General features: G+C 69.6%; 14 protein-coding genes and 1 pseudogene. 3 read left to right on the forward strand and 12 right to left on the reverse strand.

Features of this window, described 5'->3' with window-relative positions:
• Window positions 1-15: 15 nt before the first annotated feature.
• Window positions 16-1,356 (reverse strand): alpha/beta hydrolase, encoded by a 1,341-nt coding sequence (locus AMETH_RS27420; protein WP_081617599.1) that lies wholly within the window; start codon window positions 1,354-1,356, stop codon window positions 16-18.
• 349 nt (window positions 1,357-1,705) lie between these two features.
• Here AMETH_RS27420 and AMETH_RS27425 point away from each other — a divergent pair, with 349 nt between their 5' ends.
• Window positions 1,706-2,347 carry a TetR/AcrR family transcriptional regulator gene (locus AMETH_RS27425; protein WP_017984404.1) on the forward strand — a complete coding sequence of 214 codons (642 nt, stop codon included), beginning with the start codon at window positions 1,706-1,708 and terminating at the stop codon, window positions 2,345-2,347.
• 165 nt (window positions 2,348-2,512) lie between these two features.
• Here AMETH_RS27425 and AMETH_RS36105 read toward each other — a convergent pair whose 3' ends face one another.
• From AMETH_RS36105 to AMETH_RS27440, 4 genes are read right to left on the reverse strand one after another with little or no spacing between them, the layout of a single operon-like run.
• A complete protein-coding gene (locus AMETH_RS36105; protein ID WP_017984405.1) occupies window positions 2,513-2,806 on the reverse strand; it encodes a Clp protease/crotonase-like domain-containing protein in 294 nt (97 codons plus the stop codon).
• A 3-nt stretch (window positions 2,807-2,809) separates the two neighbouring features.
• Window positions 2,810-3,310, reverse strand: a complete 501-nt coding sequence (locus tag AMETH_RS36110; RefSeq protein ID WP_051079450.1) for an enoyl-CoA hydratase/isomerase family protein — start codon at window positions 3,308-3,310, stop codon at window positions 2,810-2,812.
• Entirely contained in the window at window positions 3,307-5,202 is a 1,896-nt protein-coding gene (locus tag AMETH_RS27435; protein WP_017984406.1) for a propionyl-CoA synthetase, read from the reverse strand. Before AMETH_RS27435 ends, AMETH_RS36110 begins: the two co-directional genes overlap by 4 nt.
• A 32-nt stretch (window positions 5,203-5,234) precedes the next feature.
• Window positions 5,235-6,989 carry an AMP-binding protein gene (locus AMETH_RS27440; protein WP_223842950.1) on the reverse strand — a complete coding sequence of 585 codons (1,755 nt, stop codon included), beginning with the start codon at window positions 6,987-6,989 and terminating at the stop codon, window positions 5,235-5,237.
• A gap of 220 nt (window positions 6,990-7,209) precedes the next feature.
• Here AMETH_RS27440 and AMETH_RS42790 point away from each other — a divergent pair.
• Window positions 7,210-7,545: pseudogene (locus tag AMETH_RS42790) on the forward strand (LLM class flavin-dependent oxidoreductase); the annotation flags it as partial.
• A 163-nt stretch (window positions 7,546-7,708) separates the two neighbouring features.
• On the opposite strand, the gene AMETH_RS27445 reads toward AMETH_RS42790, so the two are convergent.
• Genes AMETH_RS27445 through AMETH_RS27475 form a run of 7 tightly spaced genes read right to left on the reverse strand, consistent with a single transcriptional unit; the run spans window position 7,709 to window position 16,491 of the window.
• Complete coding sequence (locus AMETH_RS27445) at window positions 7,709-8,323, reverse strand: TetR/AcrR family transcriptional regulator (RefSeq protein ID WP_026153427.1); 615 nt, start codon at window positions 8,321-8,323, stop codon at window positions 7,709-7,711.
• Window positions 8,324-8,331: 8 nt separating this feature from the next.
• Window positions 8,332-10,110 (reverse strand): acyclic terpene utilization AtuA family protein, encoded by a 1,779-nt coding sequence (locus AMETH_RS27450; RefSeq protein ID WP_017984409.1) that lies wholly within the window; start codon window positions 10,108-10,110, stop codon window positions 8,332-8,334.
• A complete protein-coding gene (locus AMETH_RS27455) occupies window positions 10,107-10,907 on the reverse strand; it encodes a TIGR03084 family metal-binding protein (RefSeq protein ID WP_223842951.1) in 801 nt (266 codons plus the stop codon). Before AMETH_RS27455 ends, AMETH_RS27450 begins: the two co-directional genes overlap by 4 nt.
• Window positions 10,908-10,920: 13 nt before the next feature.
• Window positions 10,921-11,682, reverse strand: a complete 762-nt coding sequence (locus tag AMETH_RS27460; RefSeq protein ID WP_017984411.1) for an enoyl-CoA hydratase/isomerase family protein — start codon at window positions 11,680-11,682, stop codon at window positions 10,921-10,923.
• Window positions 11,682-13,697: an acetyl/propionyl/methylcrotonyl-CoA carboxylase subunit alpha gene (locus tag AMETH_RS27465; RefSeq protein WP_017984412.1), complete on the reverse strand. Its 2,016-nt coding sequence runs from the start codon at window positions 13,695-13,697 to the stop codon at window positions 11,682-11,684. The genes AMETH_RS27460 and AMETH_RS27465 overlap by 1 nt, the downstream gene beginning before the upstream one ends.
• Before the next feature lie 12 nt (window positions 13,698-13,709).
• Window positions 13,710-15,311, reverse strand: a complete 1,602-nt coding sequence (locus tag AMETH_RS27470) for an acyl-CoA carboxylase subunit beta (RefSeq protein WP_017984413.1) — start codon at window positions 15,309-15,311, stop codon at window positions 13,710-13,712.
• 25 nt (window positions 15,312-15,336) lie between these two features.
• Window positions 15,337-16,491: an acyl-CoA dehydrogenase family protein gene (locus AMETH_RS27475; protein WP_017984414.1), complete on the reverse strand. Its 1,155-nt coding sequence runs from the start codon at window positions 16,489-16,491 to the stop codon at window positions 15,337-15,339.
• 461 nt (window positions 16,492-16,952) lie between these two features.
• On the opposite strand from AMETH_RS27475, the gene AMETH_RS27480 reads away from it, so the two are divergent.
• Complete coding sequence (locus tag AMETH_RS27480) at window positions 16,953-18,563, forward strand: AMP-binding protein (protein ID WP_017984415.1); 1,611 nt, start codon at window positions 16,953-16,955, stop codon at window positions 18,561-18,563.
• Window positions 18,564-18,579 lie beyond the last annotated feature (16 nt).

Raw genomic sequence — 18,579 nt, forward strand, 5'->3', positions numbered from 1 at the left:
AACCTCATGCCGTGCTCAGATGCCGCCGATCACGTCCTCGGGGAACGTGCCGACCAGGGAGTCGGTCAGGTTGCCGATGGTGGACAGCGCGTGCGCCATACCGGGGATCGGATCCTGGTTGTCCCCCAGGCCCGGCACCACGTTGCTGGCCTGCTGCAGGAGCGCCACGGCAGGCACCACGGCATGCATCACCGCAGCGTTGATGGTGGTCGCGGCGAGGCTGGGGGCCGGGTTCCGGGGAGCCGGGACGGGAGCGGCCACACCGGGAGCCGTGTTCCGCAGCGCCCTGCCTGCGCCGACGTACTTGTCGGCGAAGTCGAGCATCCGCGCGTTGCTCTGCGGCGCGCTTCGTTCCAGCTGCAGGTCGTGCCCGGTGTTCGGAACCACGTCGGCCACGACCGTCGCATTCGGACCGTAGAAGGGCCGCTCGAAGTCCGCCAGCGCCTGGGAATCACCGCAGCTTGGGCCGAGCAGGCCGCAGATGAACGGGTCCTGCTGACCCACGACCGTGTAGACCGGGATGTTGAGAGTGCGGTCGACATTGAGCACGTTGTACCCGGCCAGCGTGGCCAGTTCCACGAGGTTGCCGGTCTCCTTTAGCCGCTCATCCGCCGCCACGACCGCGGGGTCGGTCGAGGAGGCGCTGCCCAGGTAGAATCCGCCTCGGGTGCCGGGATAGCTGGTGAGGTAGGCCGGATCCAGCCCCGAGCCGGCGAACTTGGGATCCAGCGCCGCCGGATAGTCATCTGCGATGATCTTGGTGACGACGTTGACGTAGTTGAGCGAGTGGGCGATGCCGGTGGGAATGATGGCATCGACATCCTTGTACATGCCCGCCTCGGTCATCGTGACGATGCCGCCCAGGCTATGGCCAACCTCGATCACCTTTGTGAAGGCGGTACCCAGCCTGCCGTCCCGCAGCGCGGTGATGACCTGGTGCACGGTGCTGACGTCGGCGTAGAAGGTGTCGAAGGCGCTCAGCGGGTGGGTGGACTGGCCGTCACCGAGGCGGTCGATGTTCAGCGTCGCGTATCCGCGCCTGTTCGCCGCGCGCACGTAGGAGTAGGTGTCGGGCTGCTCCGGCATGTCCCAGTAGTAGCGCGCGTAGGACCATCCGTGAACGAGGATCTGCACGGTGGTGGCCCCCGGAGGGACACACAGGGTGCCCGTGATCGTGGCAGCCTGTCCTGCCGCGGTGACCGGGACGGCGACATTCTTGCAAGAGGTGGCGGGAACTCGAGCTGCCTCGGCTGGTGTCGTGGCGATACCGGATGCGATTAGCAGCGCCGATAGCAACACGAACGCGCTACGACGGCGCCGACGACTGAGTGAACGGCCATTCTTCAGTATGGACATACTGACCTCGTTGTCAATCCAGATACTAGAAGCAACACGGGCAGAAGCAAGGGAAAGGCGCGCGGTAAGGATGTTTCCCGAGACGCGAGCGGGACCTTTAGTGATCCGCTATTCACTAGCTAGGGGACCATAGCACGGCAAGCCCCGACGGTCCTTCACTTGAACGGGTTATTTTTGGGCACCCGTGCCGGACGAGCACAGTGGACGCGGTGTGCTCTCCGGCACGGCAAGGAGATGTACCGAGCCGGAGAGCACCAGGTGGCCGCGCCCACCGCGCGAGGGCAAACCCCAGCGACCCGCGAGGCGCGCACCGGTACGATGAGATCTCGCGAATGTCGAGGAGGTACCGGTGAAGGACGCGCGAAGACCTCGACGCGACCCGGCACGAAAGGCGCGCATCCTGACCGCGGCCGCGGAACTGATCTCCCGTAACGGCTACCACACCGTCGGCATGGCCGACATCGGTCAGGCCGCCGGCATCGTGGGCTCCGGCATCTACCGGCACTTCGAGAGCAAGTCCGCCATCCTCGTCGAGCTGCTCGAACAAGTCATGGACCAGCTCACCAACGGGGCCTCGGCGATCGTGGACGAGGCCCGCGACGACGGCAGCGCGGTGAGCGGGCTGATTCGGCACCACGTGCGTATCGCCATTCACGACCGCCGGATTCTCCAGGTCTACCACCGGGAAGCCCGCAACCTGCCCGACCACGATCTGCGCCGCCTCCGCCGGGCGCAGCGGCACTACATCGAGGAGTGGGTGGCCGCGGTCGCCCCGCTGCGGCCCGATCTGGCCGACGGGGAGATCAGGGTCCTGGTGCACGCGGCGATCGGCAGCATCCAGTCGATCCTGTTCTACAACTCCGGCCTGCCAGTGCCGCGGCTGACAACGTTGCTGACCGAAGCCGCGCACGCGTGCCTCGGCGTTCGCGGTGTCCCGTCGGGAATACGAGTCGAACCCCTCGCCGACTGGCAGGACAAGGAAGGCGCCTGACCGCCCGGGCACCCCAGCCGCCACACCTTTCCAGAGTCGCCTGACAGCGCACCCCGGCGCACGCGGAGCGACGCCGCGGATCACGGCCGGGACGCACGGTCGCACACCACCCCCGACCGCAGGCGCACCGCGGCGGAGGCGGCATGCCAGTTCCCCGCGCCGCCCCTACCAGTCGTCGAACCGGGACGCCCAGCCTTTCCCGAACGCGGTCGGGCCCTCACGCAGGTCGGCCGATTCCACGTAACCGGCGAGGGCGTCCAGTTCGGCCGCGAGAGCCCCTCGGAGGTGGGCAAGATCCTGCACGGCCCCGGCCACACGCTTGATCTCGGCCAGCCCACGGGGGCTCCGGGTGGCGATGCGCCCCGCGAGCGCCAGCGCGTGCTCGAGCAGGCTGCCCGGCGGGCACCACCGCCTCGACCAGACCCCACCCCTGAAACCGCTCGGCGGGTTCGAGATCACCGGTCAGCAGCAGACGGCTGGCGACGTTGGCTGGGACCTTGCGGCCCAGCCGGACCGCGCCGCCACCATCGGGCAGCACGCCGAACGCAAATGCTCGTCACCGAGCAGCGCGCCCTCGGCCGCCACCACCACGTCCGTCGCCAGCACCAGTTCGAAACTACCCGCGACCGTGGCCATTGACCGCGGCGACCACCGGCAGAGGGGAGGTCTCCAGCCTGCTGATGACCTCCCCGGCCTTGCCGGACGAACGACAACACCGCCTCCCGACCCGTTGTCCAGCAAGGCCAGCAGCTGCCGCAGGTCCGCATCCGCGCAGAACGCCCGGCCGCTGCCGGTGACCACGATCGCGCGGCAGTCCGGCCGCGACTCCGCCTCGTCGAGCGCGGCCCGCAGATCCGCCAGCATTTCCCCGGTCGGGGTGTTGAGCCGCGACGAACGCTCCAGCCGCACGATCGCGACCGGCTCCCGCACGGTCAGGCTGACCAGACCGGTGGCGCCGGTCATCGTGCCTGTCCGCGCAGCACGGCCCGCAACGACTCAAGCACTCCGGCATCCTCGATCGTGGCGGGCACCGGCTCGTCGAGACCATCGGCGATCCCGCGCATCGTCTTGCGCAGGATCTTGCCCGAGCGCGTCTTGGGCAGCGCGGCGACGACCGTGACCTGTTTGAGCGAGGCCACCGCGCCGATCCGGTCCCGCACCAGCCCCACCAGCTCATCGCGCAGCTGCCGCCGATAACCCTCATCGTCGCCGTCCACCCCGGCCTTGAGCACGACGAAACCACGCGGCACCTGCCCCTTGAGCGGATCGGCCACCCCGATGACGGCGCACTCGGCGACGTCAGGATGCGTGGCCAGCACCTCCTCCATCGCGCCCGTGGACAGCCGATGCCCGGCCACGTTGATCACGTCGTCGGTACGGCCCATGACGAACACGTAGCCGTCGGAGTCAATGTGCCCGGCATCACCGGTCAGGTAACAGCCGTCGAAGGCCGACAGGTAGGACCGCACGAACCGGTCGTCGTCGTTCCACAGGGTCAGCAGGGCGCCGGGCGGCAGCGGAAGCCGCGCCACGATCGCCCCGTCCTCCCCCGGGCGGACCGGCGCGCCGTCGGCGTCGATCACCTGAATATCCCAGCCCGGCATGGGTTTGGCTGGTGACCCGGGCTTCACGGGCAACAGCTCGACACCCACCGGATTGCCCACGATCGGCCAGCCGGTCTCGGTCTGCCACCAGTGGTCGATGACCGGTATCCCGAGCAGGTCCGCCGCCCAATGGTAAGTCTCCGGATCGAGCCGCTCGCCCGCGAGGAACAGGTACTTCAGTCCCGACAGGGCGTACCGTCGCGCGTACTCACCGTGCGGGTCCTCCTTACGCAGCGCGCGGAACGCCGTCGGCGCGGTGAACAACGACCGCACCCCGTGCTCGGCGCAGACGCGCCAGAACTGCCCCGCATCCGGCGTACCCACCGGCTTTCCCTCGTACAGCACCGTCGTGGCACCCGTCAGCAGCGGCCCATAGACGATGTATGAGTGGCCGACCACCCAGCCCACGTCGGAAGCGGTGAAGATGGCCTGCCCGGGCCCCACGTCGTAAACACCGGTCATCGACCAGGCGAGTGCCGTCGCGTACCCGCCGCTGTCGCGGACGACGCCCTTGGGCTTGCCGGTCGTCCCGGAGGTGTAGAGCACATACAGCGGGTCGCTGCTGCGCACCGGCACAGGCAGGGTCGGCACCGCCGCCGCCATCGCCTCCGCCCAGTCCACGTCGGCCGGCCCCATCGCCGCCCTGACCTGCGGGCGCTGCAGTATCACGCACGCGGCCGGACGATGGGCCGACAACCCGAGCGCACGGTCGAGCAGGGGCTTATACTCCAGAATCCGTCCGCCCTCGATCCCGCACGACGCGGAGACGACCACCTTCGGCGTGGCGTCATCGATCCGCACGGCGAGCTCGTGGGCGGCGAACCCCCCGAACACCACCGAATGCACCGCGCCCAGCCGCGCGCACGCGAGCATCGCGACGACGGCCTCGGGCACCATCGGCAGATACACCACCACCCGGTCCCCCTTGCCCACGCCGAGGCCGCGCAGGACCCCGGCAAACCTGGCCACCTCATCGGTGAGCTCGGCGTAGGTGTAGGTGCGACGTGTCCCGGTGACTGGCGAGTCGTGGATCAGCGCCGCCTGCCCGCCCCGGCCCCCCGCCACATGGCGGTCCAGCGCGTTGTAGGCGACGTTGAGCTCCCCGCCGGGGAACCACCGGTAGAAGGGCGGGTCGTCCTCGTCGAGAGCCCGCTCGGGAGGGCGGTACCAGTCCAGGGCCTTCGCCGCGGCCAGCCAGAATTCCTCCCGGTCGGTCATGCTCGCCGAACGGACGTCCTCGAAGGCACCCACGTCAGCCTCCTTTCCTCGTCACCGGCGAACGATCAGATCCGGCCACGGAAAAGATCCGAGTGCCGGTCGCGGAGCTTGTACTTGAGCACCTTGCCTCCCACCGTCTCGGGCAGGGTGTCGGCGAACACGATCGCCTTGGGAGTCTCGTAGCCACCGAGCCTGGCGCGGCAGTGCGCGATCAGCTCCGCCTCGTCCGCCTCCGCACCCGGCCGCAGCACCACCACCGCGGTGACGGCCTCGCCCCAGTGTTCGTGCGGCAGCCCGATCACGGCCGCCTTCTCCACCGCGGGATGGCCATGCAGCACAGATTCCACCCGCAGGCTGGACACGTTCTCCCCGCCGGACTTCACGATGTCCTTGAACCGGTCGACCATGATCCGCAGACCGTCGGCGTCGACCACCGCGGAGTCGCCGGAGTGGAACCAGCCGTCGCGGAAAGCCGCCCGCGTCGCCTCCTCGTTGAGGTAGTACCCGGCGGTGACGGTGGGAGTGCGGTAGACCACCTCGCCCGGCGTGTGCGGCTTGTCCCGCAGGGACGCTCCCGTCTCGTCCACCACGTCCGAGGCCAACAACGGGCTGGGAACCCCCACGTAGTTCACGGCGGGCGCGGTGCGCTGGTAGACCTCGGGCCACTTGGCGGGCCAGAAGCGGTGGCAGGCGATTGCCTCGGTCTGCCCGAAGATGCCCACCATGACCAGCCCGGGCGCCTTCTGCTGCAGCAGCTCATAAACTGACGGTTCCAGTGCCCCCCAGCCATAGACCAGCACCGTCAGGCTGGACAGGTCGCGGTCGGCGTCCTCCGCCTCCGTGGCCAGCGCGGCGACGAACTGCGGGGAACCCGCCCAGATGGCGGTGGGCCGCTCCTGGTCGATCGCCACCGCGACCTGGTCCGGGACGGGACGGCGGCCGAGCACCAGCGATCCACCCGCGAGGAACACCGACAGTGTGAAGACCTGGTCGCCGACATGGTAAATCATCGGCAGGTAGGTGATCAGCTTCAGGTCGGTCTCCAGGCTCAGCCCTCGGGTCAGCGTGACGCTGAAGTTCAGGCCCGCGAAATAGCTCGCGTGGTGAGAGGTCATGGCGCCCTTAGGCATCGCGGTCGTGCCCGAGGTATACAGCAGCTGCCAGATGTCGTCGCCGTGGATCTCGACCTCGGGCTCGGTGGTGGCGTGGCCGGCGATGAAATCTCCGAAGGGGGGGCTGCCGGCGACCGGGCCGCCGCCGATGGTGATGGTCGCCGCCACCGGCAGGCCGGTGGCGGCGAAGGCCGCCTCCGCCCGCGGCCACAGCTCGGCGTCCACAATGGCCGCCTCGGGGCGGGCCTGCCCGATCAGGTACTCCAGCACGTCGGTGGCCAGAGCCGGGTTGACCGGCATCGCGACCATGCCCGCCTTGGCGACCCCGATCTTGGTCAGATACGCCTCGACGGAGTTCTCGCAGAACAGCACCACCCGGGCACCGGGTTCTAGGCCCCGGCCGGCCAGTGCGTGCGCGATCTGGTTCGCCAACTCGTCCGCCTGCCGGTACGTCAGCGAGGAGAAACGTTCTTCGCCGTAGGCACCGGGACGTCCCGTGATGGCGACCTTGTCCGGGTAGCTCCAGGTCAGTCTCTCGAACACGTCCCCGACGGAAGTCCGCTCCCAGCGGTTCACCGCCCGGCGGCCTCGCAACGTCTCGACATCGATCGTCCCGCGCAGGTCCACATCAGCCTCCTTGCTGCCTGCCTGACGATCGACAGCATGCCCCTTGGGCGCCCCGGCGACAAGACCAAAGTCACTGATCATTCACATCAACATGAAATCAGTCCCACCTGGCCGGACAGCGACGACGCGATGACATGTCCACTCAACAGCACGTGAGTAGCGCCAACGACGGCCGTCGGGGAAGCAGGATGGCTGACGTCGAAGTGAATGACCATGCACTACTATAGGCGAACGCCGACGCCGCGCCCCGGCACGCGGCGCCTGGGTCCGCCTTCAACGTCGGGCACTTTCACCGCGGGGCTTGCCGCCCCGGTGGGGGGACGAGCAGGTCCGCCAGATCGAGGACCTCGGTTTCGACGTCTGGTTCGCCGAGGCATACGGATCGGACGTGTTCACCCCGCTGGCCTGGTGCACGGCACCACGGACCGAGCGAGCGCCTGCGGCTGGGCACCGCGGTCGCCCAGATCTCGGCCCGCACACCGGCGGCCACCGCCATGAGCGCGGCGACGCTGGATCACCTCTCCGGTGGCCGGGTGGTCCTCGACCTCGGAGTGTCCGGGCCCCAGGTGTCCGAGGGCTGGCACGGCGTAGCCTATCCCGCCGGCTCGCGCGGACCCGTGAGTACGTCGAAGTGGTCGGTGCTCGCACGCGAGTACACCACTGTCCTACGACGGCGCGGCCGCGATCCGCGACGCACTCGCCAGCGGGGAGCCCACGGTGGTCGACTCCATCGCGGTGCAGGGGCTGCCCGGCGATCTGGACGCCGTGGCCCAAGCCGTATTCGGCAGCTGACCACGACCTCAGGCCCCGCCCGGAGCGATCCCCAGGCAGGCGTGCGCGGTCTGGCACAGCAGCGCCGTGAGCCGATCCAGCGGCAACCCGGAGTCGTGGAACAGGATCGACTGGACGCTGCCGATCGCGGCGTGGACCAGCACCCTCGCCTCGTCTCCGGTGACACCCGAGCGCAACAGAACCACGACCGAAACCCAGTGCTCAAGGTAGCGGCGCTGCGCACGGCGCAGCCCGCGCAGGTCCTCGGGTGCGAGATTGTGCGCTTCCAGGTGGTAGACCCGCAGGATCCGCCGGTCACCGATCGCGATGCGCACGTGGTTTTCCACCAGGGCGGTCAGCGCCGCGCGGTCATTCTGCGCCGTGCTGGTGATCTCCGCGGACGTGCGCGCGAGCAGGTCCATCACCTGGTGCAGCAGCGCGGTCAGGATCGCCGACTTGCTCGGGAAGTGCCGGTAGATCCCCGTGCTCACGATTCCTGCCGCGGTACCGATGTCCGCCAGCCCGACCGCGTGGTAGCCGTGCCGGGAGATCAGCTCTGCCGAGCAGGCCAGGATGCGTGCCTTACGGCCGGGGTCCCGCCGCGGGACGCGGTCGAGACTTCTGGCCGGCTTAGGCGCGGGCACGGCGGCGCTCAGCTTCCCAGCAGGCTTTCCGGGACGTCGGCCAACCTGCTGCGCAAATATTCGCCAAGTCCCTTGGCCTGCGGATCAGGCCGGGTCGCCGAGGCCACGCCCTCGCCGAGGATGCCGACGATCACGAAGTTGACCGCGCGCAGGTTGGGCAGCTCGTAGCGGCGGATCTCCAGCGGCGCCGCCTCCGGGATCAGCTCCCGCAGGCGAGCGGTGGTCAGGTAACCACGCAACCAGGCGTATTCGTCGTCGGTACGGGTCCACACGCCGACGTTGGCGTTGCCGCCCTTGTCGCCGGATCGTGCCCCGGCGATGGTGCCCAGCGGCACCCGGCGTGTCGCCCCGGGCGGCGGCGGTGCGGCGGGTTCGGGCACCCCGGGAGCCGGCGACGGGGCGGTGACCGGACTGTGCGGGATGACCCGGACACCGCCGTCGGGCAGGGTCACCCGGTGCTCGACCTCCCCGGCGGGGACGAGGGTGGGCCAGTAGACGCCGAACGCGCTTTCCGCCGATGGCGGGGTCGTGGTGTGGAACCCGGGGTAACCACCCAGAGCCAGCTCCATAACGGTGTTGGAGAAGGCCCGCCCGACCTTGCGCCGGTCCGGGTCCTTGACCGAGACCCGCAGGTGCGCGGTGGCCTCGGCATTGTTCGGCGCGTCGGGCTTGTCGAACCGCAACAGCCGCGTGTCGAACTCGGCGAAGGCGTCCGGCCCGCCCAGCAGCTCGGTCAGCTGCTCGACCGCCCAGGCCGCCTTCTCCTCGATCCGGGTGCCGGTGAGGACGAGTGTCATGGTGTTGCGGTACCCACCCTCGTAGTTGAGGGCGACCTTGAGCTGGTCACCCGGCGGGCTGCCGCGGGTGCCCCGGATCCGGACCCGGTGCACTCCTTCCTGTTCCAGGCTGAGCGTGTCGAAGTGAGCGACCGCGTCGGGTCCGGCATAGGCGGGCTCGGCGATCTCGTACAGCAGCTGGGCGGTGACGGTTCCTGGCGAGACCAGGCCTCCGGTGTCCTCGTGCTTGGTGATGATGCTGGAACCGTCCGCGGCGATCTCGGCGATCGGGAAGCCCGGGTAGCGGCGGTCGGTGACCTCCTCGAAGAACGCGTAGTTCCCGCCGGTGGCTTGGGGACCGCACTCGATGACGTGCCCGGCGGCCATCGCGCCCGCGATCTTGTCGAAGATGTCGGCGTCGCTGGGTCTCCAGCCGTGCCACCAGGCCGCGGGTCCCACGGCCAGCGAGGCGTCGGTGACCCGCCCGGTGACCACGATGTCGGCGTCGGCCCGCAGCGCCTCGGTGATCCCCCACCCCCCCAGGTAGGCGTTGGCCGACACCGGCCGTACGTGTGCCTCGGCGAGTTCGCGCCCGGTGTCCAGATGCGCGAGCGCGTGGCCCGCCGCCTGCAGCTCGTCGAGACGGTGGATCAGGTCGTCCCCGTCGACGTGGGCGATCCGGGGGTGCAGCCCGAGCCGCCCGGCCAGCGCCGCCAGCTCGGCAGCGAGCCCGGCGGAGTTGAGCCCGCCGGCGTTCGACACGATGCGGATGCCGCGGTCCAGGCACGTGCCCAACACCTGTTCGACCTGGGTGAGGAACGTCTTGGCGTACCCGGCGGCGGGGTCCTTCCGCTTGGCCTTCCACAGGATCAGCATGGTCAGCTCGGCGAGGTAGTCGCCGGTAAGCACGTCGATCGGTCCGCCCTCGACCATCTCGCGCGCGGCGGCCAGCCGGTCACCGTAGAAGCCCGAGCAGTTGCCGATCCGCACGGCCCGGCCGGCGCTGGTCATGATGTTCCTCCTCGACTGGTCACCAGACCAGGAGCGCGCCCGGTGCCGGGCGCGCCCGCGAAGGTCTGGGCGATCGACAACCACTCGGCCGCGACCGGGCCGGTGACGGTGAGCTGGGTGTCGTCCAAGTGCCTCCGCTGGGTGACGACGAGGCAGAAGTCCAGGGCGGACCCACTCACCCGGTCCCGCGCGTCGGCAGGGCCCCACGTCCAGCGGGCGCAAGAGGGCGCGTCGATCTCGACCCGGATCGGCTCGGTCGGCGCGGGCCTGCCGTGCAGGGCGAAGGAGAACCCGGTGGTGCGCACTCCCAAGTGCGCGATGTGGCGCAACCGGTCGGTGGGCTCGCGCTGCTTGCCCAGCGCGTCGGCGACATCCTGACCGTGCGCCCAGGTCTCCATCAGCCTCGCCGTGACCGAGGACATCGCGCTCATGTCCGGCCCGTACCAGGGAAGCCGCGTCTTCGGTGCCAGGTCGCGGAACACCGTGACGAGCCCGGCCCGCGCCCTGGTCAGCCAGGCGCGGACCTCGTCAGCGGACAGGTGTGCGTGCTCGGCGGCGATCCGGTCGGGAAAGTCCATACCGCCGGCGATCAGCGCGTCGGCGTGGCGCCGGAACGCCGCCGGATCGACGGCGGCCTGCGTCGCGGTCTCGTCGAAGAACGCGAGATGGGTGAGCTGGTCGCGGATGCTCCAGCCCACCGCGGGTGTGGGAGCGGAGATCGCGGTGTCGTCCAGCCCGGCGACCAGCTCGGCCAGCACCCCCGTCTCGGCGGTGAGATCGTCGAGTACCTGATCCATCGACACGCTCATGTCAGCGCCCCCGCCAGACCGCCGCACGCTTCTCCCGGAAGGCCCGCGGCCCCTCCTGCGCGTCCTGCGAGAGGTACACCGGCTCCCAGATCTCCTCGGCCCGGTCATATGCCTGCCCACGGGGGTGGCTGGCGGACAGATAGGCGGTGCGTTTTGACGCCAACACCGACAGCGGCGCGTTGGCGGCAATCCGCTCGGCGAGCTGCTGGGTGCGCTCCCGCAGCCGGGCCAGCGGCACCACGTCGTTGACCAGCCCGTGCTGCTGGGCGCGGGCGGCGCTGATCGGATCACCGGTGAGCAGGATCTCCAGTGCCACCCGTGGCGGCACCAGCCACGACAGCGGCGCGGCCCACGGGCAACCGCGGCCCACCTTGACCTCCGAGACGGCAAAACGGGCGTGGTCGGCGGCGATGACCAGGTCGCACTGCTGGGCGAGCAGGAACCCGCCGCCGTAGGCGATCCCGTTGACCGCGGCGATCGTCGGCTTGGGCACGTCGACGTTGCGGCCCATCTGGGGCACGAAGTCCGGCGGCGGGACGGTCAGTGCGGTGGCGTTCATCTCCTTGAGATCGCCGCCCGCGCAGAACGCCTTCTCCCCGGCGCCGGTGAGCACCAGCACCTTGGCCTCGTCGTCGGCGTTGAACCGGTGCACCCCGTCGAACAGTCCTTTCCGGACGTCTTCGCTGAGTGCGTTGCGCGCCTCCGGGCGGTCGATGGTCAGCCAGGCGACACCGTTGGTCACTTCGTAGCGCACGGGGGTCATCAGGCCTCCTCCTCGGCGATCACGGCGACGGTCTCGCCGGCTTCGACCGTCTGCCCGGTGCGGACGGACAGTTCGGCGACTGTCCCGGCTATGGGTGCGCGCACGGAATGTTCCATCTTCATCGCCTCGAACACGACGATCACCGCGCCGGCCTCGACCTGCTGCCCCTGTTCGGCGACGACCCGGACCACGGTGCCAGGCATCGGCGCGAGCAGCGAGCCGGGCGCCGCGCCACTGCCCGGCTCGGGCAGCCGGGGGCGTTCGGTCAGCGTGGTCCCGCCGAGCACGGAGTCGCAATACACCGCGTCTCCGACGGTGTGAACGTGCACCCGGCGCCGCACGCCGTCCACGCGCAGGTCTACCAGGTCCGGCCGGGCGGCAAGCAGCGCCAGCCCGGTCAGCGGCGTCCCGTCCACCTCGGCGGTCAGGCCCTCCCTTGTGATGCGGTAGGCGATGTCCACATCGGTGTCGCCGATGCGGTACTCGGCGCGCTGCGGGCCGCTCACGACGTTGCGCCAGCCGGTGGGCACCGCGCGCTGTACCGGCGCCCCGGCCCGGCGCGCGGCCTGACCCGCGAGTGCCGCGGCGAGCGTGTGCACGGCGATGACGTCCTTGCCCGGCGTGCCGACGAGGGTGGCGGGCGGGTGCCGGGTGAGGTAGCCGGTGTCGGTGGCGCCGGCCACGAACTCGGGGTCCCTCAGGATCGCGACCAGCAGATCGCGGTTGGTCACCAGCCCGTGAATCTGTGCCTCGGCCAGTGCCCGGGCCAGCCTGCGCACGGCTTCGTCGCGGGTCCGCCCATGCGCGATCACCTTGGCGAGCATCGGGTCGTAATTCGTCCCGACCACCGAACCGTCCCGGACCCCGGTGTCGACGCGCACGCTGGGCAGGTCCGGGATCCGGAAGCGGTGCAGGGTGCCGCTGCCCGGCAGGTAGTCGGCTGCGGGGTCCTCCGCGTACAGGCGTGCTTCCACGGCGTGCCCGGCGATCCTCGCCTCAAGGACCTCGGCCGGGAGCGGCTCGCCCTCGGCGACCTGGATCTGCAGCGCCACGAGGTCCAGGCCGGTGACTTCCTCCGTGACCGGGTGCTCGACCTGGAGCCGGGTGTTGACCTCAAGGAAGAAGAACTCGCCGTTGGGCGCCATGACGAACTCGACCGTGCCGGCACCGGTGTAGCCGATCGCGGCGCCCGCGGCGACGGCGGCCTCGCCGAGCCGCGCGCGCAGCACCTCGTCCACGGCGGGCGACGGGGCCTCCTCGATGATCTTCTGATAGCGGCGTTGGATGGAGCACTCGCGTTCGAACAGGTGCACCACGGTGCCGTGGGTGTCGCCGAAGATCTGTACCTCGACGTGCCGCGGGTTCTCGACGAACCGTTCGAGGAACACCGTTGCGTTGCCGAACGCCGACGCCGCTTCCCGCCGAGCCCCGGTTACGGCGTCGACGACCTCGTCCGCATCACGGACGATGCGCATTCCGCGCCCGCCACCCCCAAAGGCGGCCTTGACCAGCAGCGGATACCCGACGCCGTCGGCCATCGCGGCCACGGCCACGGCGTCGACCTCATCAGTGTCGTCGATCGTGGCGCCGGGCAGCACGGGCACGCCCGCCTTGGCCATCAGCTCTTTGGCAGCGATCTTCGACCCCATTGCCTCGATCGCCTCGACCGGCGGCCCGACGAAGATCAATCCCGCTTCGGCGCACTGGCGGGCGAAGCCGGCGTTCTCCGACAGGAATCCGTAGCCGGGATGGATGGCGTCAGCGCCGGTGGCCAATGCGGCCTCGATGATCAGGTCGCCGCGCAGGTAGGTGTCGGCCGAGGCGGCACCGGGGAGCAGGATTGCCTCATCGGCGGCCTCGACGAACAGGGCGTCGGCGTCGGGGTCGGAGTGCACCGCGACGGTGGCGATGTCCAGTGCGCGCGCCGAGCGGATGACCCGTTCGGCGATCTCACCCCGGTTGGCCACGAGCAGCTTCCGGATCGGGTGCCGGGCCGGGCTGGTCTGGGTGGTCATCTCAGGTGGTCCTCACATCCGGAAGACGCCGTAGCCACGCTGGCCGGCGACGATGTTGGAGTGCGCGGCGGACAGAGCGATGCCGAGCACGGTGCGGGTGTCACGCGGGTCGATGAGCCCGTCGTCGTACAGGCGCGCGGTGACGAAGAACGAGTGCGACTCCTTGTCGATCTGTGCCTCGATCGCCGCGCGGTTGCGCTCATCGGCTTCGACGTCGAACTCGCGCCCAGCGGCGGACGCCGACTGCTTCGCCACGATGGACAGGACCCCGGCCAGCTGCGCGGCGCCCATCACCGCCAGCCGCGAGCCCGCCCACGCGAACATCAGCCGCGGGTCGTACGCGCGGCCCGACATCCCGTAGTTGCCCGCGCCGAAAGAGGCCGCCAGGTTGACGGTGATGTGCGGGACCTTGCTGTTGGCGACCGAGTTGATCATCTTGGAGCCGTCCTTGATGATCCCGCCCTGCTCGTAGTTCTTGCCCACCATGTAGCCCGTGGTGTTCTGCAGGAACAGCAGCGGCGTGTCGGTCTGGTTCGCCAGCTGGATGAACTCGCTCGCCTTCTTGGCCTCCTCGCTGAACAACACGCCGCGGGCGTTGGCGAGGATGCCCACCGGGTAACCGTGCACCGAGGCCCAGCCGGTAACCAGGCTCGTGCCCCACAACGGTTTGTACTCACCGAACCGGGAACCGTCGACCACCCGGGCGATCACCTCGCGCGGGTCGAAGGGCACCTTGATGTCCGCCGGGGCAATGCCCAGCAACTCGTCCGGGTCGTAAAGGGGCTCGTCGGCAGGCATCGTCGGTCCCGGGCCGAGCTTGCGCCAGTTCAGCTCGGACACGATCTGCCGCCCGATGCGGATGCAGTCCCGCTCGTCGACGGCGAAGTGGTCACACAACCCGGACACCTTCGCGTGCATCGCCGCACCGCCGAGCTCCTCGTCGTCGGCGTCCTCCCCGGTGGCCATCTTCACCAGCGGTGGGCCGCCGAGGAACACCTTCGCCTGCTGGTCGACCATCACCGCGTAGTCACACATGCCGGGCACGTAGGCGCCGCCCGCGGTGGAGTTGCCGAACACGAGCGCGATCGTGGGGATCGCCATGGACGAGAGCTCGGTGAGGTCGTGGAAGATCTTCCCGGCGTGCACGAACAACTCCGACTGCGTCGGCAGGTCCGCGCCGCCGGACTCCACCAGGTTGATCACCGGCAACCGGTTGACCCGGGCGATTTCCAGCGCCCGCAATGTCTTCTTCAGCGAGTACGGGTTCATCGCGCCGCCGCGTACCGTGGGATCGTGGGCGATGAGCATGCATTCGACGCCCGAGACGACGCCGATGCCGGTCACCACCGACGCGCCGACGGGAAACTGCGTGCCCCACGCCGCGAGCGTGGACAGTTCGAGGAACGAGGCGTCGCGATCGAGCAGCAGCTCGATGCGCTCGCGGACCAGCATCCGCCCGCGGTCTCGATGGCGTTGCTGGTAGCGCGGCCCACCACCGGCGATGGCCGCCTGGGTCTGCTCGTCGAGTTCGGCCAGTACCCGTTTCTGGTGGCGGTAGTTGGCCTGGTAAGTCTCGTCCGCGGTGTTGAGCGCGGAGCGCAGTACCGTCGTCATCTGGCTGTGGTCCGTTCTTCTCAGATCAGTAGGAGCGGGGCAGCCCGAGGCCGTGCTGGGCGACGAAGTTGAGGATCATCTCGCGGCTGACCGGAGCGATCCGCAGCAGCCGCGCCAGGCCCCAGTAGGGCAGCAGGCCGTACTCGGTGGCCAGCCCGTTGCCGCCGTGCGCCTGGATCGCCGCGTCGGTGGCCGCCCCGGCGGCTTCCGCGGCGGCGTACTTGGCCTCGTTGGATGCCTCGCCCGCCGGCAGGTCGTTGTCGTGCAGCCATGCCGCCTTCGCCGTCATCAAGGCGGCGAGGTCGGTTTCGATTTGGGCCTTGGCGAGCGGATGGGAGACGCCCTGGTGGGTGCCGATGGGCGTGCCCCACACCGATCTCGTCGAGGCGTAGTCCGCGGCCTGCCGCAGCACGTGCCGCGCGACGCCGACGCACACGGCCGCGCCGGTGATGCGTTCGGGGTTGAGCCCGTGGAAGACCTGCCGGAAGCCGTTGCCCTCCTCCCCCACGAGCCACTCGGCTGGCGCACGGAGCTCGTCGAAGTGCAGGACGAACTGCTTCTCCGGCACCTTCGCCGAGACCGGCAGCGGGGTCGCGACCAGACCCGGGGTGTCGGTGGGCACGACGAACAGCGAGAGCCTTCCCCGGCCCGCGGCCTCGTCCCACCCGGTCCTGGTCACGAGGAGGATCGCCTCGGCCTCGTCCACGCCGGAGATGTAGTGCTTGGTGCCGGTGATGACGAAATCCCCGCCGTCCCGCCGGGCCACTGTGGACAGCCGGTGGGTGTTCGAGCCCGCCTCCGGCTCGGTGATGCCGAATACCACCTTGGACTCGCCCAAGGCCATGCGCGGCAACCAGTACCGCTTCTGTTCCTCTGTGCCGAAGTCGGCGATCATCTCCCCCGAGATCGCGGCCGAGACCAGCAGCAGGAGCAGCGGACAGCCCGCCGCCGCGGTCTCCTCGCACACCATCGCGAGCTCGGCCAGGCCTGCCCCGCCGCCGCCGTACTCCTCGGGCAGGTTGATACCGAGGAAGCCGCTGCGCCCCAGCTCCGCCCACAGCTCGGAGGTCGGCTCCCCCGCCTCGGCCCGCGGTACGTAGTAGGCCGGGCCGAACTTCGCCGCGATCGCCGCCACCGTGTCGCGGAGATCCCTGTGTTCCGAGGTCTCCCGAAAGTCCACGCCAACTCCTTTGTCATCGTGCGCCGCAGGCAGCGAAGCCACCTTAGTGCATGATGGTTCACTACGGGCGGTTTGACAAGGACACCCCGCCGGTCGGCCGCGTGGGCGGCTCGACCCTCAATCGGCAGCTTCAGCAGGGTTATCCTCTTGTTCCGTTGCGCCGCCTGCCCCCGCGCGAGCGCGCCTGTGATGTGAATCGCGCCTGACTAGGCAGTCCAGTCTCGCCCGGGGCTCGCGCGAGGCGCACCGATCGCGGATCGTATCCCCCGCGAGCGGGACGGCACTCGGAGAAACCTCGACTTTCCCAACTAGTGAATAGTGAGTAACGTCGTTGCTGGCCGGACCTGACGGGAGGGTGCGTGCCGCACGCACGCCCCGGGCGCCGAGCGGCACGAGCTCCGCGTCCAAACCTCACGATCCAGCCGAAACCGTTCATTCCGGACCGAGGAGAGCCGTAAACGATGACCGGAGCCGGAGAGCTGGGTGTCAATCTCATCCAGCGGGTCAACGTGGGGGACCTGCTGACACGTTCGGCCGCGCGCTTTCCCGCGCGGCTCGCGGTCGCCGACGGTGAGCGGCGGCTGTCTTATGCGGACTTCAATGCCCTCGTCAACCGGACCGCACACGGACTGCTCGCGCTCGGCTACACCCGCGGGGACGCGCTCGCAGTGGCCTCGGGCAACAGCCTGGAATTCCTGGCGACGTACTTCGCCTGCGCCAAGACCGGGATCGTGTGTGTACCGGTGAACCTAGGCTGGCGCCCGAACGAGGTGACCTACGTCCTGGAGCACTCCCGGGCCCGCGGCATCGTCGTGGAGAGCCAGCTCGCCGCCGCGATGGTGCCCGCGATCGCCGGAGCGGGCGGGGTGCGGGAGGTGATCGTCGCGCCGGGCACGGTCACGGCGGGACTGCCGCGCCCCGTAGACCGGCGATGGCTGACGTTCGCCGAACTCGGCGCGGACCGGCCCGGCACGGATCCGGAGTGTTACGTCGCCGACCGTGATCCGCTGAGCTACCTGTACACGAGCGGGACCACGTCGTTTCCCAAAGGCGTGGTCGGCAACCACACCGCGATCTATCTCGAGTCGCTATCGGTGGCGCTAGAGGCCCGCTTCGCCGAGGACGACCGGATCGTGGCGATGATGCCGATGTTCCACACCGCACAGCTCAACGCGTTCTGCACGCCCGCGGTCGCGGTGGGCGCCGCGCAGTACCTGCGTCGGGGATTCGAGCCCGGGCCACTGCTTGACCTGATCGAGCGCGAGCGGGTCACCCAGCTGTTCGGCCTGCCTATGATGTACCGGGCGATGCTCGACGAGCCCGGAGTCGGTGAACGCGATCTGAGCAGCCTCCGCCGCGCCTGCTACGCCATGGCGCCGATGCCCCACGACCAGCTACGCCGGTGCCTGGAAGTGTTCGCCTGCGACTTCTACCTGCTGTTCGGTCAGACCGAGATGAGCCCGGTGGCGACCTTCTTCCGGCCGGAGCACCAGTTGTCGCACCCAGGCGCGGTCGGCACCCCGGTGACGAACGTCCAGGTGGGCATCATGGCCGGGGACGGCAGGCTGCTGCCCGCGGGACAGAAGGGGGAGATCGTCTACCGCGGCCCCCACACGTTGTCGGAATACCTGCGGAACCCCGAAGCCACCGCCGAGGCGTTCGCCCACGGCTGGTTCCACTCCGGCGACGTGGGCCTGTTCGACGACGACGGGGTGCTGTGGTTCGCCGACCGGCGCAAGGACGTGATCAAGACCGGTGGCGAGAACGTGGCCTCGATCGAGGTCGAGAAGGCGGTCTACGAAGTCGAGCCGGACATCGCGGAGGCGGTGGTGGTCGGCCTGCCGCACGACCACTGGAGCGAGGCGATCACGGCGGTGGTCGTGCCACGTCCTGGCACTCGGCTGGATCCGCAGGCAATCATCACCGGCGTCAAGCAGCGCATCGATCCCTACAAGGCACCGAAGTCGGTGATCGTGACTGACGAACTGCCCCGCACCTCCACGGGCAAGATCCAGAAGAACGTGGTGCGCCAGCGCTACGCCGACCACTACCGGCGAACCCCGGAATCCTGAACATCCGGGGCGGGGC

Source organism: Amycolatopsis methanolica 239, from assembly GCF_000739085.1.
Taxonomy (GTDB): domain Bacteria; phylum Actinomycetota; class Actinomycetes; order Mycobacteriales; family Pseudonocardiaceae; genus Amycolatopsis_E; species Amycolatopsis_E methanolica.